Annotated in this window: 19 protein-coding genes and 1 pseudogene; 13 read left to right on the top strand and 7 right to left on the bottom strand. The window is 45.9% G+C overall.

What is annotated here, in order from left to right:
- Positions 1 to 22: 22 nt before the first annotated feature.
- A complete protein-coding gene (locus IC229_RS25435; RefSeq protein WP_190890235.1) occupies positions 23 to 1,306 on the bottom strand; it encodes a Gfo/Idh/MocA family protein in 1,284 nt (427 codons plus the stop codon).
- Positions 1,307 to 1,487: 181 nt separating this feature from the next.
- Entirely contained in the window at positions 1,488 to 2,639 is a 1,152-nt protein-coding gene (locus IC229_RS25430; RefSeq protein ID WP_190890233.1) for an AI-2E family transporter, read from the bottom strand.
- 308 nt (positions 2,640 to 2,947) lie between these two features.
- Between IC229_RS25430 and IC229_RS25425 the strand changes: the two genes are divergently transcribed.
- Entirely contained in the window at positions 2,948 to 3,655 is a 708-nt protein-coding gene (locus IC229_RS25425; protein ID WP_190890231.1) for a response regulator transcription factor, read from the top strand.
- A 92-nt stretch (positions 3,656 to 3,747) separates the two neighbouring features.
- A complete protein-coding gene (locus IC229_RS25420) occupies positions 3,748 to 4,782 on the top strand; it encodes a sensor histidine kinase (RefSeq protein WP_190890229.1) in 1,035 nt (344 codons plus the stop codon).
- A 54-nt stretch (positions 4,783 to 4,836) separates the two neighbouring features.
- On the opposite strand, the gene IC229_RS25415 is transcribed toward IC229_RS25420, so the two are convergent.
- Positions 4,837 to 6,099, bottom strand: a complete 1,263-nt coding sequence (locus IC229_RS25415; protein WP_190890227.1) for an aspartyl protease family protein — start codon at positions 6,097 to 6,099, stop codon at positions 4,837 to 4,839.
- Between the two features lie 295 nt (positions 6,100 to 6,394).
- Between IC229_RS25415 and tpiA the strand changes: the two genes are divergently transcribed.
- Positions 6,395 to 7,159 (top strand): triose-phosphate isomerase, encoded by a 765-nt coding sequence (gene tpiA, locus IC229_RS25410; RefSeq protein ID WP_190890226.1) that lies wholly within the window; start codon positions 6,395 to 6,397, stop codon positions 7,157 to 7,159.
- Between the two features lie 77 nt (positions 7,160 to 7,236).
- Positions 7,237 to 7,749 (top strand): cupin domain-containing protein, encoded by a 513-nt coding sequence (locus tag IC229_RS25405; RefSeq protein WP_190890224.1) that lies wholly within the window; start codon positions 7,237 to 7,239, stop codon positions 7,747 to 7,749.
- A gap of 29 nt (positions 7,750 to 7,778) precedes the next feature.
- Here the strand turns inward: IC229_RS25405 and IC229_RS25400 are convergent, their stop codons facing one another.
- The 3 genes from IC229_RS25400 to IC229_RS25390 form a co-directional block, all read right to left on the bottom strand.
- On the bottom strand, positions 7,779 to 8,837 hold the full coding sequence (locus IC229_RS25400) for a DUF4097 family beta strand repeat-containing protein (RefSeq protein WP_190890222.1): 1,059 nt from the start codon (positions 8,835 to 8,837) through the stop codon (positions 7,779 to 7,781).
- Complete coding sequence (locus IC229_RS25395) at positions 8,818 to 9,471, bottom strand: hypothetical protein (RefSeq protein ID WP_190890221.1); 654 nt, start codon at positions 9,469 to 9,471, stop codon at positions 8,818 to 8,820. Before IC229_RS25395 ends, IC229_RS25400 begins: the two co-directional genes overlap by 20 nt.
- A 97-nt stretch (positions 9,472 to 9,568) precedes the next feature.
- Positions 9,569 to 10,144 carry an RNA polymerase sigma factor gene (locus tag IC229_RS25390; protein ID WP_190890219.1) on the bottom strand — a complete coding sequence of 192 codons (576 nt, stop codon included), beginning with the start codon at positions 10,142 to 10,144 and terminating at the stop codon, positions 9,569 to 9,571.
- Between the two features lie 164 nt (positions 10,145 to 10,308).
- Here IC229_RS25390 and IC229_RS25385 point away from each other — a divergent pair, with 164 nt between their 5' ends.
- From IC229_RS25385 to IC229_RS25365, 5 genes are all read left to right on the top strand, one after another.
- Positions 10,309 to 10,749 carry a hypothetical protein gene (locus IC229_RS25385; protein ID WP_190890217.1) on the top strand — a complete coding sequence of 147 codons (441 nt, stop codon included), beginning with the start codon at positions 10,309 to 10,311 and terminating at the stop codon, positions 10,747 to 10,749.
- Positions 10,750 to 10,864: 115 nt separating this feature from the next.
- Positions 10,865 to 13,159 (top strand): ATP-dependent helicase, encoded by a 2,295-nt coding sequence (locus IC229_RS25380; RefSeq protein WP_190890215.1) that lies wholly within the window; start codon positions 10,865 to 10,867, stop codon positions 13,157 to 13,159.
- Between the two features lie 122 nt (positions 13,160 to 13,281).
- Entirely contained in the window at positions 13,282 to 14,979 is a 1,698-nt protein-coding gene (locus tag IC229_RS25375; RefSeq protein WP_190890213.1) for an OmpA family protein, read from the top strand.
- Between the two features lie 97 nt (positions 14,980 to 15,076).
- Positions 15,077 to 15,949, top strand: coding sequence for a transglutaminase domain-containing protein (locus IC229_RS25370; protein ID WP_190890211.1), 873 nt, complete (start codon positions 15,077 to 15,079; stop codon positions 15,947 to 15,949).
- A complete protein-coding gene (locus IC229_RS25365; protein WP_190890209.1) occupies positions 15,946 to 16,383 on the top strand; it encodes a hypothetical protein in 438 nt (145 codons plus the stop codon). Before IC229_RS25370 ends, IC229_RS25365 begins: the two co-directional genes overlap by 4 nt.
- Before the next feature lie 95 nt (positions 16,384 to 16,478).
- On the opposite strand, the gene IC229_RS25360 is transcribed toward IC229_RS25365, so the two are convergent.
- The gene (locus IC229_RS25360) at positions 16,479 to 17,426 is read right to left on the bottom strand and encodes a hypothetical protein (RefSeq protein ID WP_190890208.1); all 948 of its coding nucleotides are present in this window, start codon (positions 17,424 to 17,426) and stop codon (positions 16,479 to 16,481) included.
- 381 nt (positions 17,427 to 17,807) lie between these two features.
- Here IC229_RS25360 and IC229_RS25355 point away from each other — a divergent pair, with 381 nt between their 5' ends.
- The 4 genes and pseudogenes from IC229_RS25355 to IC229_RS25340 form a co-directional block, all read left to right on the top strand.
- The gene (locus IC229_RS25355) at positions 17,808 to 18,626 is read left to right on the top strand and encodes an Fpg/Nei family DNA glycosylase (RefSeq protein ID WP_190890206.1); all 819 of its coding nucleotides are present in this window, start codon (positions 17,808 to 17,810) and stop codon (positions 18,624 to 18,626) included.
- Between the two features lie 139 nt (positions 18,627 to 18,765).
- The gene (locus tag IC229_RS25350; RefSeq protein WP_190890204.1) at positions 18,766 to 19,626 is read left to right on the top strand and encodes a pirin family protein; all 861 of its coding nucleotides are present in this window, start codon (positions 18,766 to 18,768) and stop codon (positions 19,624 to 19,626) included.
- 165 nt (positions 19,627 to 19,791) lie between these two features.
- On the top strand, positions 19,792 to 21,000 hold the full coding sequence (locus tag IC229_RS25345; protein ID WP_190890202.1) for an acetyl-CoA C-acetyltransferase: 1,209 nt from the start codon (positions 19,792 to 19,794) through the stop codon (positions 20,998 to 21,000).
- A 468-nt stretch (positions 21,001 to 21,468) separates the two neighbouring features.
- Positions 21,469 to 21,817: pseudogene (locus IC229_RS25340) on the top strand (50S ribosomal protein L3); the annotation flags it as partial.

Below are 21,817 nucleotides of genomic sequence, written 5' to 3'. Positions count from 1 at the left end.
AATTAATCAGTTTTTATATCATCTAGATCAAATTCCACCCCTTTCGATAGGGCCGCGAGAGCATAGCGTTTGCTTCCGAATTATGCCTGAATTTCTCTTTTCGGGGATTCCACTCCAGCGATTGGCCCAATCGGTACGAAATCAGGCCGAGGTGCATAGGCATCGTCATTTGGCGGGCGTAAGCCAGATTCGATTCAGGTTGTTTGCGCGATTTTACCGAGTCGATAAAATTCTGCTGGTGCCCCGGCGACCGCTGTAGCGTAATAGGTACCTCTGCTACGTCGTTCATAACCACGCCATTGATCGTGATTTCTCGGGTATTGTAATCGCACAGTAACGTACCCTTTTCGCCTTCGAAATAAGCCCCGATACCTCGCTTTTCGGCACCTGCTACGTTGGGTGGCGTGCTGGTCCAGTGCAGTTTTAATCCGTCAAATTCGTAATCGATGTCGATCCATTTTGGGGCGTCGCCAATACCTTCGGGCGCTTCTCCTTTGGCCGTTATTCGTTTCAAGCCGGTCGGGTTGATCGACCACCACACTACGTCGGCAATGTGGCACCAGAAGTCCTGAAATATCCCGCCCGAATAATCCAGAAAATAGCGATACGTGAAATGACAACGTTCAGGCGTATAAAGCGAAACCGGTGCGGGCCCCTGCCACATATCCCAGTTCAACGTAGCGGGGGGTGTCTGGTAATTAGCCGGGCCAAGCACGGGCGGGAAACCGGTTTTCCAGAGACGTACCGTATGCACTTTCCCAATCGCTCCCGACTGAATAATTTCGACCACTCTGTGGTAATTGTCGCCCGCGTGAATTTGTGTGCCTAATTGAAAAATCCGGTCGTAGCGGTTGAGCGCCTTCAGCATTTTCTGTCCTTCGCGAACGCTGTAGGAGAGCGGTTTTTCACCATACACATCCTTTCCGGCCTGAAACGCCATAATCGCAACTTGCGCGTGCCAGTGATCGGGTGTGGCGCAGGTGATGGCGTCGATGTCGTTACGGTCGAGGAGATAGCGGAAATCGTTGTAAGTTTTCGCTGTTGTATCGGGGTGGATTCCTTTTAACGTAGCAAGGGCTTTATCGAGATGAGTCTGGTCAAGATCACATAAACCCACTACGTCTACTTCGGGTAGTTTGGCAAACCAGTTCAGGTGATTTGTACCCATACCGTTTATGCCGATATGCGCTACACGTACCTTGTCGCTGGGCGCGACTTTACGTTTCATGCTGGGAAACAGAGCCATACTGAGTGCAGCCGCGCTACTCTGTTTCAGGAAATCCCGGCGATTAACCTGAGGTGTCATGCTGTGAAGGATTAAGGATTGGCAGTTTTTTGACTCGGTGTTACGTATGCCAACTCCAAGTAATGGCATACGTAACACCGAGTCAAAAAACTGATTAGCATACATCAAAAGTGTATGAACGTATGCATTTACCCATCTTTTCAACGTAGCACTACCTCAGGAATTTCCTGCCTGATACGTGCTACGTTTTCTCTTCTATTTTGCCTACTTTTTTTACCCGTTTCGGTAATTGTTCGGCCAACTCCTGAAGGTTTTTGATAGGTGGACGCGGTTTCTCGGCTTCGCCAAGCAGGAACCCGTATGGCTTGAACTCATCGAGGGCGTCGAAAATTACTTTTAAGATGGCCGTCATTGGTAAGGCTAATACCAGCCCGGCCAAGCCCCAGACGTTCTCCCAGATGATCAGCACAATAATGACCGCCAGCGGATTGATACTCACTTTTGACCCAATAATGTAGGGCGTAATGAAATTACCTTCCAGCGCCTGTACAAACAGAAACACGCCAATAACGCCCAGCGCTTTGAGCGGATTGTCCTGTGTAACAAGTGTATAAGCCGCCGGGATCAACGAGCCAAGCGAAAGTCCGAAATAGGGTATTAAGACTAGACAGGCGCCAAAAAAACCAAAGAAAACCGCATAATCGACACCCAGAATCAGTAGACCAACGGTCATTAACGTACCAATGATCAAAATAACCAGCACCAAACCGGCCATGTAATCTTTCACTACGTTATAAATACCCGACATAATCGTGTCTATAACTGACCGGCGCGTATCGTTGAAAACTTTGTAAAAGAATGATCGAAAAAAATCGCGGTATAACAGGAAGAAGAAAGCAAACAGGAGTATCAACAATAAGTTACTGATGATGTTGGTGGTGGTTAATAACGTACTGGTGATAATATTACCTGCTTCGGAAATTGCCTGATCCAGGTATTTGCCTACTTCATCAATCTGGCGTTGTCGGTCAATATTTAATCGTTCGTCGGCAAAGGTTTGTAAACTTTTAATGTACTCCCTCCCGCGCTGCGTGAATTTCGGAACAACTTCAACAAAACTGCTGATCTGTATGGAAATGGCGTAGAACAATCCCGTCAACACCGTTAAGGTTAGCAACAGACATATTACGATGGAAATAACGCGCGGTACCTTCCAGTTTTCGAGTCGACGAGCCAATGGAAACAGTAAGACCGAAAATAAGATAGCAAAAACTAAAGGTACCAGTAAGCCTTCGAGCGCATGAAGGCCGTAAACGATGATAACCAATGAAAGCAATACGCAAACAAGTTTTGCGTAAGCGGGAAGTACAACCTCTGACAGGTGACGATTCATAGAAGTGAGTGAAGAGGGTATTTCTTTAGCTGTGTTTTGGATGTTATTGAGGCAGTTTTTGAATCAATAGATTACTTGTAAGAAGTATTAACAACTCGTTTATTTCAACCTTGTTCGAAAAATACATGCCAGAAATAGGCTCATTTTCAGCGTGAAACAACCTGACTTTTTTCTGGAAGTGTTATTAAGTTTTTGTTAAGGATGCATACTTGATTGGTAACGTTGTGGCTAAGCCACGTAACTTCGTGTCAACCAACGTACTGGCAACTTACTAATAAGCCAAGACATTTTCACCAACTACACTTCGTATGAGTGCTGCTAAAGCTGCTCAACCCCAACATCGCATCTTAGTCGTCGACGACGACGCCGACATCGTAGAACTGCTGGAATACAACCTCATCAAAGAGGGATACGATGTAAAAACCGCCACGGATGGCCGTAAAGCTGTTGATATAGCCCGGACATATTTACCTGAATTGGTCCTGCTCGACATCATGATGCCTCTTATGGATGGCATCGAAACGGGTCGGCAACTGCGCGAAATTCCAGAACTCCGGCAAACTTATATTCTCTACCTGACAGCACGTTCGGAAGAATATTCGGAAGTGGCTGCTTTCGACGTAGGGGCCGACGATTATCTGACCAAGCCCATTAAGCCCCGTGCGTTGATGAGTCGCATCAACGCCCTTTTCCGGCGTGAAGCGCAAAAAGCCGATCCCGGTGAGCAGATTACTATTGCCGACTTAATCATCAACCGTAAGAATTACTCAGTTACCCAGAATAACAAGTCGGTGATTTTACCCAAGAAAGAGTTTGAACTGCTTTTCTTTCTGGCTCAGCACCCCAATAAAGTTTGCAGTCGCGAAGAATTGCTTCAGAAAATCTGGGGAGCCGATATTTACGTCCTCGAACGTACCGTCGACGTTCACATTCGTAAGCTCCGCGAAAAAATCGGCGACACCCATATCCGGACTCTTAAGGGTGTAGGGTATATGTTTACCGATGGTACTGAATGAGCAAAAGCGTGAATGAGTGAAAAAGCGAAATTAGGTTGCGTCAGCCATTTGCTCTTTCACTCATTCACGCTTTCGCTCATTAATTTTGCCCCATGTCCCTCAGTCCCCGCATTATTGCTCTTTTATTGGCCAGTCTCATTTCGGCGCTTACCATAACGTTTCTGACGTTTGTGGAAGGCGTTACGAATGCGATGGTATTTGTGGTGGGGCTTTCGTCGTTCGTTATTTCGTTTTTTCTGGTGTTTTATGCTATTGAACTCCTCGTTTTCCGCGAGGTAAACAAAATGTATAAAACCATCCATAAGCTACGTATCCGCGACTTTACCATTACGCGAAAATCGATCATTAAAAATAGCAATCCGTTTAAGAAACTGAACGATGAGATTTTTGTGTATGTCGCCCGGAAGCAAAAGGAAATCGATGAACTGAAGCGACTGGAGCAGTTTCGGCGGGAGTTTCTGGCCGACGTATCACATGAATTAAAAACGCCCATTTTTGCCGCGCAGGGCTTCATTCATACACTTATCGACGGCGCTATCGACGACGAACAGGTACGTGATAAATTTCTGGCGAAAGCCGCCCGCAGTCTCGATGGTCTGGATGCGCTCGTGAAGGACCTGGTTGCGCTGTCGCAGTTAGAAACTGGCGAGGTGAAAATGAGTTTCGAACGTATCAACCTCACGCACGTAACGCAGGAGGTCTTCGAACAATTGGAAAAAGTCGCTAACGCAAAACGTACATCGCTACAGCTCAAATCGTCTCCCGGGGGGCCTGTATGGGTAAAAGCCGATCCGCAACGTATCAATCAGGTAATGACCAACTTAGTTGAAAATGCGGTGAAATACGGCAATGAGAATGGGCGCGTTACGGTCAGCCTGGAAGAAGACAAAAAACACGTAATGGTATCAGTACGTGACGATGGTCCTGGTATTCCTCCCGAACACTTAAGCCGGATTTTCGAACGCTTTTACCGGGTCGAAAAAAGCCGCTCCAAAGACCGGGGCGGCACTGGACTCGGGTTGGCTATTGTAAAACACATCCTGAATGCTCACAAAGCCAAAATAACCGTAATGAGTAAGGTCGATAAAGGCACTACGTTTCGTTTCAAACTCGAACGCATGGATTGAGTAGCAAAGGGCATAGGGGAAAATCCATTCCCTATGCCCCAACCCCTCTGCCATCTAAATAAGTCGTTTGAGGATGAAACTGGCAACGATGAGCCGACCGTTACGTCGTACTAATAAGGATACTTCCCGACCCTCGCCCTTCTGAAGAATTTTGTAAATATCGCTGATTGTCATGTCATTAACCGAGTTGTTATTGACAAACATTAGCTCGTCGCCCTCTTCTAGTCCAGCCATTTCAGCGGGTGAATTTTCGAGGACTTTATCAACGTAGTAATTTTTATAGTGCTCGCCTTTAGCCTTTAGCTCCATGCCACTCATGTCGTGTTCGAAGCTTTCGCGCATAAGCCGCTTGATAGGCTTCATCACAACGTATTGATCGGGGTAGTTGAACGTAACGTTGAACCGACGTAGCAGTTCGCAGCCCACATTGCCCTGACGCTCAGGCATATCGATCAGTTTCATGCCAAAAGCCATACTATCGGGAAACGAAGCCAGAATGTTATCAAGCTCATACCGCCCAAATCGAACCTTCTGGATACGTCCCATGCAGCCGTTGATAATGCCATTTAATCCACGGCCTAATTGTGCCCGGATATTTTTAGTCGGCAGGGGCATAGCAGCTGTGCTACGTGACCGGTCGAGAAGCAGGGCATGCCCAGCTCCAGTATCCAACACCACACGTAGCGGCATCGTTTTTTCACCATCGAACACTGAAAAGGCGTCGGTGTAAGCTTTTGTATTCTGAATCGTAATTGGATAGCGGTCGCCTTTACCTTTCCGATACTTGAATTTTTCAGGCTTGGTAATTGTAAGTTCCCGGCGCTGAAAATCGACGTTTACGACGAAGTTGGCAAAAATCTCGTAGCCAAAAATGCCATGTACCGGCGTACCGACGTACTCCGACAATTTCAATACGTCCTCATCTAAAATAACCAGATTATGGTGAGCGGCTCGCAATCCGCCCATGCTCAAGCTGTTTTCAATGGCAACCGAGGCTGTGAGGCTACCACCTTCACCGGCGCCTGACAGTTTAACTTTGCGCCCTACAGTCAGTAATTGCTTACGAAAAGCCGATGGATCAGTAATAATGGTATTACTAACACCCGTGTCCAGAATAAAATGCAACGTATCGGATTCATTGATCCGAACGGGTACAATAATAAGATTTGAGTGAAGTTGAAACGGAATACGTGTCCAGTTACGGTTATTGGCAATATAAAAACCGTAACGATCTTTGTCAGGCGTCTTTTTTGGAGTATCTGCCTGCGCCGTCAGAAAAGTGCATAAAAGTCCGATTACCCATACCAGCGTCTTCATCCTCCATCAGCGATTGTAGCATTGAAATTACGCATTTTTTAACCGAATAACACAAGTTTCTTATTTAACGTTTGCGTATTTATCAGATAATGCATTTTGTCTCATTATATGTGGGTTAGTTTAGTAATTGTCTCAATTTCAGAACTGTAGAATGTATATACTAACCTACTGGCAAAATTTAGTCCAACAGCAGAAATCGTTCGGATGAAAAGCCCTAATTTCGCCCCGAAATGACCCTGTCCGCCCAAACGAAGTTAGCTTAAAAATTTGATTTCGAACACCTTACTAATTTCTCATGCGTAAAAAAATTGTTGCTGGTAATTGGAAAATGAATAAAACGGCAGAAGAAGCTCAAACGCTGCTGTCGGAAGTAATAGCGCTAATTAACGACGAAGTCACGGGTCAAGTGGAGGTAGTACTTTGTCCACCAGCACTGTATTTGCCGATTGCGGTGCAATCGACTCTGGCCTACGAACGAATTTCAATAGGAGCTCAAAACTGTCACGAAAAAGCGTCAGGCGCATATACAGGCGAAATCTCAGCTCCTATGTTGCGTTCTATTGGGGTTCAATACGTTATTCTGGGCCACAGCGAACGGCGACAATATTTTGAGGAAACCAACGCCCAACTAGCCGAGAAAGTGAACATCGCGCTGGAAAATGGCGTAAAACCAATTTTTTGCTGTGGCGAATCGCGCGACCTGCGTGAAAACGGCGATTACATTGCTTTCGTGAAAAATCAGATCACCGAAAGTTTATTTCATCTGTCTGCCGAATCGTTTGCCAACGTAGTGATTGCTTATGAACCCATCTGGGCTATCGGAACGGGCTTAACGGCTTCATCAGCACAGGCGCAGGATATGCATTTTGAAATCCGTCAGCACATTGCCAGCCAATTCGGTGTTGAAGTAGCTCAGGACACCACGATTCTATACGGCGGTAGTGCCAATGAGAAAAATGCCGCCGAACTCTTCGCTCAACCCGACGTAGATGGCGGTTTGATTGGCGGTGCGTCGCTCAAAGCCAAAGAATTTACGATTGTTGTACAGGCAAATCAATAAAAGAGCGAAAGAATGAGTGAAAGAGCGAGTGATTTCTGCGCTCTTTCACTCATTCTTTCGCTCTTTAAAAATTACCCATGACTGCGGCTGATTACACGAAGGCGCTAAACCTACAACCGCACCCGGAAGGTGGCTATTTTGCGGAGACGTATCGTGCTGACGAGACGGTGACGGCTTCGGCTTTGCATAGTCGGTTTGGTGGGGAGCGTTCATTTGGAACGGCTATTTATTTCCTGCTCGAAAGCCATCATTTTTCGGCTCTACACCGTATCAAATCCGATGAAATCTGGCATTTCTACGCGGGCAGGCCACTGGAAATTTTCGTCATCGCACCCGACGCTACGTTGACGGTGATACGTTTGGGGAATAATCTGGCGCAGGGGGAGGTGTTTCAGGCTGTGGTACCAGCAGGTTGTTGGTTCGGCTCCAAACCAGCTCCAAACGCTACGTTAGCTGATGCTACGTTCTCACTGGTAGGTTGCACAGTAGCACCTGGTTTCGACTTTGCTGATTTCGAAATGGCCGATCGGAACGTATTGCTGGCCGAATTTCCGGAGTATAGGGATGTGATTGAGATGTTGACTTTTTAATCCATCAATCAGCTAAATCCCGGTTCTGACTACCTAAAATTCACATTTCCGAACTTCGATACTACGCGCACTTTCGTTCCTGAACCAGTGCCAACTTTACCGACGTACTGTTTAGTCAGGCGAACGCCCCGATTGTTATCACCATCACCCGGCTGTGACCGGAAGTGCATGGGCGAGCTAGATGGGTAATTGAAGTTTCCATAGCTTACCGTTACGTCGAAATCGCAGTCATTATCCGCATCGAAAGGTAAAGCTACTGACGAATAAGCCGCCTGAATATTTACATTTTCGACCGTTTTGGGAAGCTGTTCAATCCGAAACCCTCCCGAAAATTCGAGCTTGATCTTTCCAGATTCACGTAACGTACCGATTTTGGCACCCGAATAGTTGATATCAGCATCGAGCTTGCCAACATCACCAATGGTCATTTTTCCGAATTTATTGGTCAGTATCAGTACGTTGGCTTTGGTCAAGGCGAGGTCGCCGTATTTTACATCTACTTTCCCCTGACCTAGGTTTCCGATATCAGCTTTTCCATATGCTACGTCAATATCATTCTGACGGCTGGATAATTCATCGGCTTTAAAATTTCCGTATCGGCTATACACGGTGAGAGGAGCCTGGAACGCTGGAATATTCGTATTGCCAAATTTATTACGAACAGTTAGTGCGTTCTGGCGGGGCATCATCACTTCATAATTGATTTTTACGAAGTTACGCTCGCTCCCATTTTTCCATTTACCCAGACTCCAGTTTGATATTGAACTCTGGCTGAAGTTAGTACGTACCGTAATCTGGTTGCCTGTTCGTTTTTCTTCAATAGAAACGGCATCTACGAAATTCTGTACTTTTTCTTCGGAATCGGAATTAGCAACAATCGTAATCTGAATCCGAATCTCATTTTTGTCCCACAACCCAACCGACACCTGACCAAACTGATTATCGACAACCAGATTATCGCTAGGGTCCACATCAAACAGTTTGATTATGGTCTTTTTCTTTTCTATATCGCCGATGCCTATTTGCTCTTCGGCCTTCATGAGGAGTGGGCACAGGCAGAGCACCAGGCTATACAGGAGTAGTTTCATTTGTTTGCTGTTTTATGCGTTGGATAACACGGAGCTGCTCATTGAGCAGGTTTATCTGAAGTTGCAAATTCTGAATCATGGCCTGAATCAGAACTTCCTGATTCGGGTTTTGCGGTAAATCGGCTTTAAGCGAACGGTACGAATTTTCGAGTCGGTCGAGATCTGTTGCGAATTCCTTATACAAAGCAGGGTTATCTTCAGTCATTTGTTTCAGCTCGGTTCGCTTATCGTCGATGAGTTTTGTGTAGTGAACAACCTCTTTGGCATAGGTTGGATAAGATGCTACAATTTCGGGTTGATGGGTAACGCCGTACTGCCCATTCATGTATAGAAATGCTCCTGCCAGTAACAACACGGCGATGGAAGCTGCTATCCGCCAGTCGAGCATAGGCCAGCCGATTTGTCGACTTCCCAGCCAGCCAGTCGACCGACGGTCGGCACGACCTATATTGGTATGAATCTGGCGGAACGGCATAATTGGATTTGGTAATCCATTAATGCCATCTGCCCCTCCATCGTGGCCAGAATTATCCAGCCCAGCTTCAATTTTTCGCCAGAGGTTACCCGAAGGTTCCTTGTCGTCGAATGCTTCCCGGTTATCGCGGACGAAGCGTTCAAGATTATCTTTTTTCATACGTACTATCTACTACGCGAAGTCACAAATCATTGATGCAACGGCTGATCCTGTTTCAAGGATTTATTCGTTCACTTATAGATTCATGCATTCACCATTAGTTTAGTAATTCAAGTAATCGTTTTTTTCCTCGTAAGTATTGTGTTCGTGATGTTGTTTCGCTGATGTGTAAGACGTGCCCAATTTCTTCGTGGTCGTATCCTTCGAACAGATACAGCGATAGCACGACCCGATACCCCTCTGGAAGCTTTTGCATGGCCTGTCGTACCCGATCGACCTCAAATTGTACACCTTCTTCATCGTACGGCTCCGTATCGGCAAAGTCGGGGCCATCATCTTCGCCCAACCGATGCGATTCCATATCTACTAACTCTAACCGTCGGCCCCGCAAATGGTTGATCGCCCGATTAACTACAATCTGCTTGAGCCATGCCCCAAACGTACTCTGCCCCCGAAACGACCCAATGTGCGTAAACGCGTCCATAAAAGCCTCTTGCAGAACGTCTTCCGCTTCGGCCTCATGATTTAGAATCCGTAGACAAACGTTATACATCGCCTTCACGTACTGCTGATACAGCTCATACTGCGCTCGTCGCTCGCCCTGTTGGCAGCGTTTGACGAGGTCAGCATGGCGATCCGGGTACGTAGGTCCGGCGTTTTGGTTCGAGTCCAACAGATTCAGCAACTCGGGGTGGTTTAGGTTGTAACTGAAAGAAAGATGCAGGAATTTAACGAATGTTGCACAATAATGTAGAAAAAGTCGGCGTTTGTATGCTTCACTGTTTTAAAGTGTTCTTTTTCATTACATTACGCACTCAATATAGCGCTCAACTTAGTATGTACGAGACACCATATTCTTCGCTCTCTCTGGTTCACGACGACGGTACCAACTCTCCGCTTGATCATCAGCGTGTTATTAGCAAACTAACCGTTGAACTAGGCGTTCTTTTTTATCATAAGCAAGCCATTACGCTCGAACCCCTTCCTGAAACTCCATTGGGTGAAGGGCCGGGTCACCAAGTTTCAGACGTACTTTTGTTTGATAATGAGGCCCAGTTGTCTCGTATTGTTATCGAAATAACTCATCCCCGAACGGCTAAGCGGGACTTAACGAAAATTATTCGTCTGATAGAAGATGATGACTATGGGATTCTTGAGGGATTCGTTTATAATTATTATACTCACGAGTGGTTTCGTTACCGTAAAGGCGATGGAGGAGTGGCCACAGCTTCTTCATTTTCTGAATTGATGGGGGTCGATTTAGGCCCGATGTTATAACAACGCCACAATCATAAAGCTACATTAGTAACTAGATAATCCCCTCTTTTTTCGGCCCATCCCAACCAAATTATTTTGTACTTTTGATTGTTATAGAAGGATAGAGACGAGCTGAATGGTTGATTATATTTCTGGTTTAAATGAACCCCAGCGGGAAGCCGTGATGCACGGAAATGGTCCGCTGATGATTATTGCGGGAGCCGGTTCCGGGAAAACCCGCGTTTTAACGTATCGAATTTCTTATTTAATCGAAAACGGCGTAGATCCCTTCCGGATTCTGGCGCTGACGTTCACCAACAAAGCCGCTGGTGAGATGCGTAACCGTATCGAAAAAGTGGTTGGAACAGAAGCCCGGAACATCTGGATGGGTACGTTCCACTCGGTATTTGCCAAAATACTACGTATCGAAGCCAAAGCTATTGGTTATAGCAGCAACTTCTCGATTTACGATACCGACGATTCGAAATCACTACTACGTAGCATCATTAAAGAAATGGCGCTCGATGATAAAATTTATCGGGTTAACCACGTATTTGGACGGATTTCGGGCGCTAAAAACCGACTGATTGGCCCAGACGATTACCTCAATAATCCCATCATCCAGGCTGATGACGAATCGGCTCGTATGCCGCACATTGGCAAGATTTATAAGCAATATGCGCTACGTTGCTTTGCGGCCAATGCGATGGATTTCGACGATTTGCTGTTCAACACCAACGTATTGTTTCGTGATCATCTGGACATTCTAAACAAATACCAGCACAAGTTTCAGCACGTAATGGTCGATGAGTTTCAGGATACCAACGTATCACAATACTTAATTACCCGCAAACTGGCGGCTGTTCACGAGAACATCTGCGTGGTGGGCGACGATGCGCAGAGTATTTATGCATTCCGGGGCGCCAACATTGAAAACATTCTGAATTTCCAGCGAGATTACGGCAAGGAAAATGTCAAAATCGTGAAGCTGGAGCAGAATTATCGCTCAACTAAAAACATTGTCGAAGCGGCCAACTCGATTATTGCACGGAATAAAAATCAGTTGGAGAAGCATGTTTTTACGGATAACGAAGACGGGCCGCTGATTGAAGTTATTAAAGCTTCCTCAGATAACGAGGAAGGTCGATTGGTGGCTTCTGCCATTTTCGAGACGAAAATGAACGAGTCGCTACCTAATAACGACTTCGCCATTCTGTATCGAACCAACGCGCAATCGCGGGCTTTTGAAGAAGCCTTGCGGAAAATGAGTATCAAATACCGGATCATTGGTGGATTGTCGTTCTATCAACGTAAGGAAATCAAGGATTTGATCGCTTACCTGCGCTTCACCGTGAACCAGCAGGATGAAGAGGCTTTTAAACGTATCATTAATCTCCCAAAACGAGGTATTGGCGATACTACTGTTGCTAAAATCAGCGTGATTGCGGCTGAAAAGGAGGATTCTGTCTGGGAAATTGTTGCCGAGATAAACAAGCACGTAACGGGTCGGGCGGCACTTGCCATTGAAGCCTTTGCCGATTTGATCAAGAGTTTTAAACTCCTGCTCGACCAGAAAGATGCGTTTGAAGTAGCCTCGCATATTGCCAAAGCATCGGGCCTGCTGAAAGAGCTTTACGAAGATAAAACAGTAGAGGGGCTTGCCCGGTACGAGAACGTACAGGAATTGCTGAACGCCATCAAAGAGTTTGTCGATAATCCGGATAACGAAGAAAAAAGTCTCGGCGCGTTTCTACAGTCAGTTTCGCTGCTGACCACAGCTGATGAAAAAGAAGATGACGGTGACAACGATAAAGTTACGTTGATGACCATTCACGCGGCTAAAGGGCTGGAATTCAAGAATATTCACATTGTCGGTATGGAGGAAGACCTATTCCCCAGCCAGATGATGCTCGAAAGCCGTAATGACCTGGAAGAAGAACGCCGGTTGTTCTACGTTGCTATCACTCGTGCTGAAAAACGACTGACAATGTCATATGCCGAAACCCGTTATCATTATGGCCGACTGAAAATGTGTGAACCGAGTCGTTTCCTGATGGAAATGGATCAGCGGTATCTGAAACTATCGAAGCTACGTTCGGCACCCAGCCGAATGGATTTCGACAAGCCTGAACGAGATCGTAGCGAAAGTACATCGACAGGTTCTATGTCGTTTGTCCGGTCGTTAGCGCAGCGAACGGCACGTACGCAGAATCCACAGACAGCCGCATCACATACGCCTTCGCCCGATTTTGCGCCTACCAGTACGGCCGAACTGGCTGCTGGCCAACGTGTTGAACACGCTAAATTTGGTTTTGGTACGGTGAAACAGGTAGATATCAATGGCACTGATCGTAAAGCGACTATCCAGTTTGAAACGGCAGGAGAGAAGGTATTACTTTTAAGCTTCGCAAAACTGCGTGTGGTGGCGTGAATGTTGCGGAGTAATAGTAACAGCGAAACAATACGTCGAAGTTTGAGGTCAAAGCTATTGATACAAAACTTAATCATTTCCTCGTTTAATACATAAAATTCCACGCGCTGTTGCCTTACCGTATGAATATGAATGGTGCTATAGCTACCAGCCTGATTTTTTCGCTGCTTTCTCTGACAGTCGGTGCGCAGTCTAAGCCTGACGCGACGACGGCCGTAAAGCAGCCTGAGTTAGGTAGTATAACCAGCCCAAATTTGCCCCGTCCAGATTCCGCCATAGTTACTAAGCCAGGCGTTGAAAACCTTGGAAATCAGGTTAATTCAGAATACAATGAGATTAACCCAATGATAGCGCCGGATGGGAAAACGTTATATTTCGCCCGCATTAGCCATCCGAACAATACACACGGTGCTAAAGGCAGTCAGGACATTTGGTTTTCTGATGTCGACGTAGCGAGTGGCAAATGGGGCCCGGCCCGGCGTATGGGTTTTCCGCTGAATAAAGACGAATACAACTGCGCATACAGCATTACTCCAGATGGTAATACGATGCTCATCAAAGGGCAGTACAGCAACGGAAATTATGAAACACGTGGATTCTCATTCAGTAAAAAAACGGCTAATGGCTGGTCGCCACCCCAGAAAATAGACATTCCTGGCTACGTTAACATGAGCAAAGGTCAGTTTGACTGTGGATTTATGTCGGCTGATGGAAAGGTGCTTATAATGGCTTTCAGCGAGAAGAAAAATAGTAAGGAGGATGACCTCTACGTTAGTTTCCGACAGAAAGATGGCTCGTGGACAAAACCGATGGATCTTGGCCCTGAGGTAAATACAAAATTTACAGAGACCACTCCTTTTCTGGCTCCCGACGGTGCTACGTTATATTTCTCAAGCGACCGTGAAGGTGGCTTGGGTAGCAATGATATCTACGTTTGCAAACGGGTCGACAAAACCTGGAAACACTGGTCGAAACCGACCAATCTGGGTACGAAAGTCAATACCGATGGCTATGATGCTTATTACTCGCTGTCGGCATCAGGTGATTACGCGTATCTCACTACGTTCAAAAATACATTGGGTAAAGGAGACATTGTGCGTGTTAAACTCAGTGATGACCGTCCAACGAATGAACCTAGCAAAGTGGGTAGCGGTGACGACGTAGCGAAAAATAACGACGTTACCCGCCCAGATCCGGTTGCACTGATCAGTGGTAAAGTAATTGACCAGGTAACGGGCAAACCTGTTGAAGCACGGATTATCTACCAGACGTTGCCCGACGGCGCTGAAGCTGGCGAAGCTACCTCAGACCCGATTACGGGAGAATATAAAATAGTGCTGCCTTATGGACAGAAATACACCATGCGCGCTGTAGCCAAAGATTTTATTGCTGAGGGTGATAATATCGATCTGACCAAAACTCAAGGTTATCAGGAAATTACAGGGAAACAACTGAAAATGGTTCCTATCGTACCCGGTAGTGTGGTACGTCTCAATAACATCTTCTTCGATACAGGTAAGTCAGAACTGCGGCCTGAGTCAGGGCCAGAACTTGACCGTTTGGTAACGACGTTGAACGAAGCGCCCAAGATGACGATTGAGGTGCGTGGGCATACCGATAACACGGGATCGAACGAAATCAATAATAAGCTTTCACAAGATCGCGCCGATGCCGTTCGGGAGTATTTTATCAGTAAGGGTATTGAACCCGACCGTGTTGCCAGTAAAGGATTTGGCGAAACCAAGCCTATAACAACCAACGATACCGAAGATGGACGCCAGCAAAACCGTCGGGTTGAGTTTGTTATTGTAAAAAAGTAAGGACTTTTCTGCAAAAACGGCAAATACTTCAACCAATAGTTTCTCGTTGAGTTAATGGATTGATACAACCATCATCGCCATCAATAACTCATAAACTATGCAACTCAATGCTGGCTGTGAACTGACGTTCGACGTTCAGAGTCCTACTCCTTTAGTGCTCATGCTACGTCCGCGCTCCGGCGCCGGACAGTGGATTATCCGCGAAGAATATCAGATTACACCCGCCGTTAACGTCACCGAATTTACCGACCTCTATGGTAATCTGTGTCAACGGGTTCTGGCTCCCGAAGGCCCTTTTTCCATCCATTTTTCGGCAACTGTTCAGACGGCTGATTTGATCGATGTTTCACCTGGTGCGCCTTATACGCCCGTTCAGGAGCTTCCCGACGACGTATTACATTATACGCTGCCAAGTCGCTATTGTCAATCTGACCAGTTGGGTGATTTGGCTGAACAGATTACGGATGGAGTAGAACCAGGCTACGATCAGGCAGAAGCCATTCGCAAATGGATTCATACCAATATAAAGTATGAATACGGCACCAGCGATGCCAGTACGTCGGCGGTCGATACGGCCAGTAAACGTGTCGGTGTTTGCCGCGATTTTACCCACTTGGGAATTTCTCTCTGCCGGTCATTGAATATTCCGGCCCGGATGGTCGTTGGGTATTTGTACCAACTCGATCCAATGGATTTGCACGCCTGGTTCGAAGCGTATGTAGATGGCCGCTGGTTTACGTTCGATGCTACGCAGGAGCAACCGCGTGGAAATCGGATTACGGTTGCTTACGGGCGTGATGCCGCCGACGTAGCATTTACGACCCAGTTTGGGCCAATGCAGCTCAATGAGATGAAAGTCTGGGTCGATTTGGCGCAACCTGATATGAACGAAAGTGAGAAAAAAGCTGAGAAGGCTCCAACTGTTTCAGCATCAGTTGGGTCTAATCAACAAACCGACGGCGTAGTATGAAAAAACAACTGATGTTCTGTGCCTTTCTGGGTACGTTGTCGGCCTGTCAGCAGGAAGGTGATATCCAACCTTCGCTCGTGACAACGGCCGGAGAACTGGATGGTATGTATCAAACCAACTTTTTTCTTGACCCTTCCAACGTAGCGGCTCCAATCGGGCAGTTGCCTTACATCCAGATAAAGGCAGAGACAGATAGTAACGTAACGATTACCTACACAAAAGCTTCTTCCAGGGTCAATTTATCGCTGAACCATGTAATTGTCATTCGTCAGAACGATGGCGTGCTCTTGCGATTAGGAAACACCGATATTGGTACGTTACAAACCGACCGGGTATTTACCAATAATGGCATGGAGAAACAGGGAAAGTTGTTACGTCTGAATTACCAAATCGATGCGCAGAACTCCCTGAATTTTACAGGTTCCAAAGAATAAGCGTATTACGTATCGCTGTAGTATGGTTTACAGCGTAGCAAAAAGGGCGGCCCTTCATTGGAAAGGCCGCCCTTTTTAGATTTTATGCAGTTGGATTAACGTACTGCAAACTCACCAGAACCGATCCGGAAACCTTCTGAATACAGTTCTACAGTGTATTTGCCTGGTTTGTAAGGAATACCACGGCTATACAGCAATTCAACATTTTGTCCGTTGGCGGTGTAGTTTACAGTCTGTTTGGTGGTGTAAATGGTTTCATTCCCATCAACCGTAAACGTTCCTGAACCATTAGCCATATCCGAAACTACAGCGCCCGATGGGTCAAGAACCCGAACGAATACGTCTTTTGGTTCTTCTTTAGTCAGCGGGTTATCCAGCAGCGTATAAACCAGTTTGATTTTGTCAAGACGTTTTGCTTTATACGAATCGTCTTCTTTTACTTTACCCTTTGCGTTAACCGCAAACACTTTCACGTTCTGTGCTTTCAAGGCAGAGGCCCGCGTAACTTTGTTTGCCAGGTCTTCGTTCTTGGTTTGCACATCCGCTACAACCGTTGTGATTGAATCACGGAACTGTTGACCTTTTACTTTCAGCGTGGAATTTTCCTCATCCAGCGTTTTTACGTTCGTAGCCAGTGTTACGTTCTCGCGCTGAAGATTAGCGATAAGCGTATCTTTTTCAACCAGAAACGCTTCGTATTGCTTGATTTTAGCTTCGTATTTGGCAATCGAAACCCGATTGCCTCTTTTCAAAGCGGCTTTATCGTCTTCTAACTGAGCTTTCATTTTCGTGAGCTCGGTAACGTCGCCACCCAATTTCTGAACTTCGGCAATTTTAGCGTCGAGTGCTGTCGAGATCGAATCTAGTTTTACGCGAGTTGTTGAAAGTTCTTCAACACGTTCGGAAATAGTTACTTCCTGATTTTCTGAAACCTTCTTCTGATCGAAGTATAGATAACTTGATACGCCGGCCAGACCAGTCATGATGATTAAAGCCGCTAGAAGAGCACCACTTGTCTTTGGTTTTTGCGAATTATTTTCCATTTCAATTTTTCAGTTTAACAATTTAACATGCACAAACTTGTAAATAAGCCGCTTTCGCGGTTGTGTAGAGGTTGTTGCATTGAACGTTTTAATAGTGAATGTAAAGTGATAATATGTCTACCTGAATGAACAGTATGACTTGTACTATTTATCGGAACGCTAGTTAAACCGGTGGTATTGTAGCAAAGAACTAATGTGATTAAAAAAAGGTTTTTTTTGACCTCTCTAACTGACCCAAAAATCGCCATTGATTATCAATAATATAGACCATAAAATAAATTTTTAAATTTCACGAATGATAATCCATTCATCAGCTAGATTAAATCTAATAGAATAACAACCAGCACCCACACATAGTTATTGCTCAAATATCTGTTACGAATGCCAGAACTACCTGAGGTCGAAATTAGACGCCAATACCTCGAAACATCCTCTCTTTATCAGCCAATTAGCCACATTGACGTTGAAGACAATAAGCTGCTGACCACGAATTATGCTACGTTGCTCACTACGTTAGTTGACCGTCAGTTTATCGGAACACAACGAGTTGGGAAGAATCTATTTGTACTAACCGACCAGCCGGACGTTATTGTACACATGCATTTCGGCATGACTGGTGATCTGGAATATTACCATAATTCGATCAACCGGCCGCGGTTTGCCCGGATTGTATTTGAGTTTGAAAACGGCTTTAACCTTGGTTTTCTGTGTCCGCGTAAGTTCGAGCGGGTTGGTTTAATCGATGATATTGATACGTTCCTGCAACGGAAGAAAATTGGCAAAGATGGTTTAGCGATTACGTTAGAAGAATTGACAGAGCGCGTTCGCCGAAAAAAAGCCTTAATCAAACCAGTTCTGCTCGACCAGAACGTAGTGGCTGGGTTGGGCAACTGGATTGTTGACGAAGTTTTGTTTCAGGCATATATACATCCCGAACAACGAGCCGATACGTTGGCAGATGAGCAAATGAGCCAGTTGCACGACGCATTTCGGTTTGTACTTGAAACGGCTATTCGCTACGAAGCAACGTACCGCGACTTCCCTATTGGTTTCCTTATCCACGTTCGTGAGTGGGACGATTCGCCTTACGACGACGTAGAAGCGCACAAGTTTTGCCCTCGCTGTAAAACACGTATCGAACGATCAGTTATAGGTGGACGTACCACATTCTACTGTCCTGAAGAGCAAGTTCTTCTGTAATAGCGACATCGAATACAATTTTTCAGTGAGGTTTATTTTTTTAGAATTGAGGAGAACGTATTGATAGACAATATAATACGCTCAAATGAACTTACTGCTACGTTGATTCGTTTAAAAATTACATGTAGATACATGAATTATGGGCACGCTACGCACTATCTCCGAAATACGTAACGCAACACCTAACAGTGTAGGCGACGGTTTTATTGGTTTGAATTCTTTTCACCCTCAAGGGTCTCGTCCGTTCAATCCGTTTTTACTGCTGGATCATCATGGTCCAATGCAGGTGAAGCCGTCTGAACGGCCCAAAGGTGTCGATGAACACCCGCATCGTGGATTTGAAACCGTAACTATAGTTTATGAAGGTGCCCTAGAACACCGTGATTCGGCAGGCAACTATGGGAAACTTTTCGCGGGCGATGTCCAGTGGATGACGGCTGCATCCGGGATCATTCACGAAGAGAAACACGAAAAGGAATTTTCGCGCCGGGGCGGTCAACTGGATTTTGTACAGCTTTGGGTGAATTTGCCTGCAAAAGACAAAATGAAGCCACCCCGTTATCAGGATATTGCTTCGTCAAGAATTCCGACAACGATATTACCAGGTGGCGGTCAGTTACGGGTGATAGCTGGCGAATTGAATGGAAGTAAAGGCCCGGCTAATACATTCAGCCCAGTTGTCGTGGCTGATTTGACTTTAACCGAAAATCAAACCGAAACGCTTTCGATTCCGGCTGATAACAATGCAATGATATACGTACTGGCTGGTTCAGCAACCCTGCTTGGCGAAAAACTGAATCGAGGACAAATTGCGCTACTGAATGCTGACGGTGATTCCGTATCAATTTCAACCACAATCGCTGCTAAACTGCTGATTTTGGCTGGTGAAGCCATTCTGGAGCCTTTGGCCGCTTACGGGCCTTTTGTGATGAATAGCCGAGAAGAGTTGATTGAAGCTTTCAATGACTTCCAAGCGGGAAGAATGGGCGTATTGAATTAAAATTAACGTAATGCGGACATTTTGTCCGCATTACTCAAAAAGCGGATGAACGTAGAAGTTCATCCGCTTTTGCATTTCAGTAGAGAAAATTAACCCAAACTCTTTACTCTTAGTTTTATCTCCCTCACATTTGAGTTCAAAGAAAAGAATCCTAATTCCTTGATCATGCAAGAAGCATTAATATATGATGCCGTGCGAACACCCCGAGGGCGTGGGAAAAGCGATGGTGCTCTCCACGACGTACAGCCAATTCAGCTACTCACCAGCGTGCTACGTTCCCTACGCGATCGCAACGAATTTGATACGTCGCTCATAGATGACGTAATAATGGGCTGTGTTACGCCCATCGGCGAACAGGGCGCTGACATTGCTCGTACGGCGGCAATTGAAGCTGGTTACGCTGAATCAGTGGCGGGTGTTCAACTGAATCGATTTTGCTCGTCGGGGCTGGAAGCTATTAACATGGCTAGTGCCTACCTAATGTCGGGGCAGGTCGATGCGATTGTAGCTGGTGGGGTGGAATCAATGTCGAGGGTACCGATGGGCTCTGATGGTGGTGTATTATTTATGAATCCGCAGATTGTCGCCCGTCACAACATCGTGCCACAGGGAATTTCCGCTGACCTTATTGCGACTAAATACGGCTACTCTCGCTCGGACGTAGACCGTTTTGCCGCTGAATCCTACCGTCGGGCCGTCGACGCACAGACTAATCAACGTTTCCAGCGCACACTTATACCAGCACTCGATGACCTCGGCGTTACGTTGCTTGATCGTGACGAAGGCGTTCGGCCCGGTACTACCGTTGAAAGCCTTAGTAAACTCAAACCCGCATTTGAAGCGATGGGAAAAATGGGTTTAGATGGACTTGCTTTACTGAAATACGCCCAGTTTGGGGCTATTAACCACGTTCACCACGCTGGCAATTCATCGCAGATTGTCGATGGTGCCGCAGCTATATTAATTGGCAACAAAGAGTTTGGCGAAAAAACAGGGTTGAAACCTCGCGCTCGCATCAAAGCGTTTGCAATGGTCGGTTCAGAACCTACCATTATGCTTACAGGGCCTATTCCCGCTACGAAAAAAGTGCTTAAGCGGGCTGGTATGCAAATTTCTGACATCGATTTGTTTGAAGTAAACGAAGCATTTGCAGCGGTACCTATATTATTTATGGATGAGTTCGGTGTAGATCACAGTCAGTTGAACGTAAATGGCGGCTCTATTGCACTAGGTCATCCGTTGGGCGCAACCGGTGCTATCCTATCTGCTACGTTGATTGACGAACTGGAGCGATCAGATAAACAATTTGGCTTGGTTACGCTCTGCGTTGGGGGTGGAATGGGTGTGGCAACCATTATTGAGCGGATAGGATAGATTTAAAGCTGCTCAAACATTCAAAAATGAGTAACTTTTGTCATGCTGACGAAGGAAGCATGTTAAAGCTACTTAATGCTCAAATAAGGAAAATTTAAGATGCTTCCTCCGTCAGCATGACAAAGAAAAACTTCTTCAAAATAAAATTTTCATTTCTGTCGAGAATTCTCTAATTTTGCACTCCCAAACTCGGAACGCGAGTTAACGACATACGAGGGTGAAGGTCTGCTGCTGCGGAAACCACATCTGACTTTTGGCAAACAAGCCTTGTATTAGTAAGGTATTGTTTGTCTACGAAAGGTCAGGTGCAGCGCGCCCGACCTTTTTTTATGTTGTTTTCGAGTCTGATTGTAAAGCAGATATAGGAATCGTCCGAAAGATTTCCTACTTTTGCGGCCCGATTCAGACAGCAGGTCTGGGTTGGAAATAAGTACCTTTTTTTTACCTGCTTACTTTAAACAAACACAAATGTCTGGTTTAATTGGCAAGAAAATCGGGATGACCAGCGTGTACAATGCGGACGGGCAGGCTCTGGCATGTACAGTGATTGAAACGGGTCCCTGTGTCGTAACACAAGTTCGTAGCGTCGAGAAAGATGGCTACAAAGCTGTGCAACTGGGTTATGGCGAAAAGAATGAAAAGCACAGCAACAAGCCGGAGTTGGGCCACTTCAAAAAGGCCGGTACTACGCCTAAACGCAAACTGGTTGAATTCAAAGAATTCGAGCAAGAGCTGAATCTGGGCGAAACCCTCACGGTAGCCGACATATTTGTTGAAGCTGACTTCGTTGACGTAGTTGGAACAGCAAAAGGTCGTG

This window comes from Spirosoma profusum (assembly GCF_014699005.1).
GTDB lineage: Bacteria > Bacteroidota > Bacteroidia > Cytophagales > Spirosomataceae > Spirosoma > Spirosoma profusum.
Note: the sequence above shows the minus strand (reverse complement) of the source record. Positions and strands in the feature narration are given on the sequence as shown.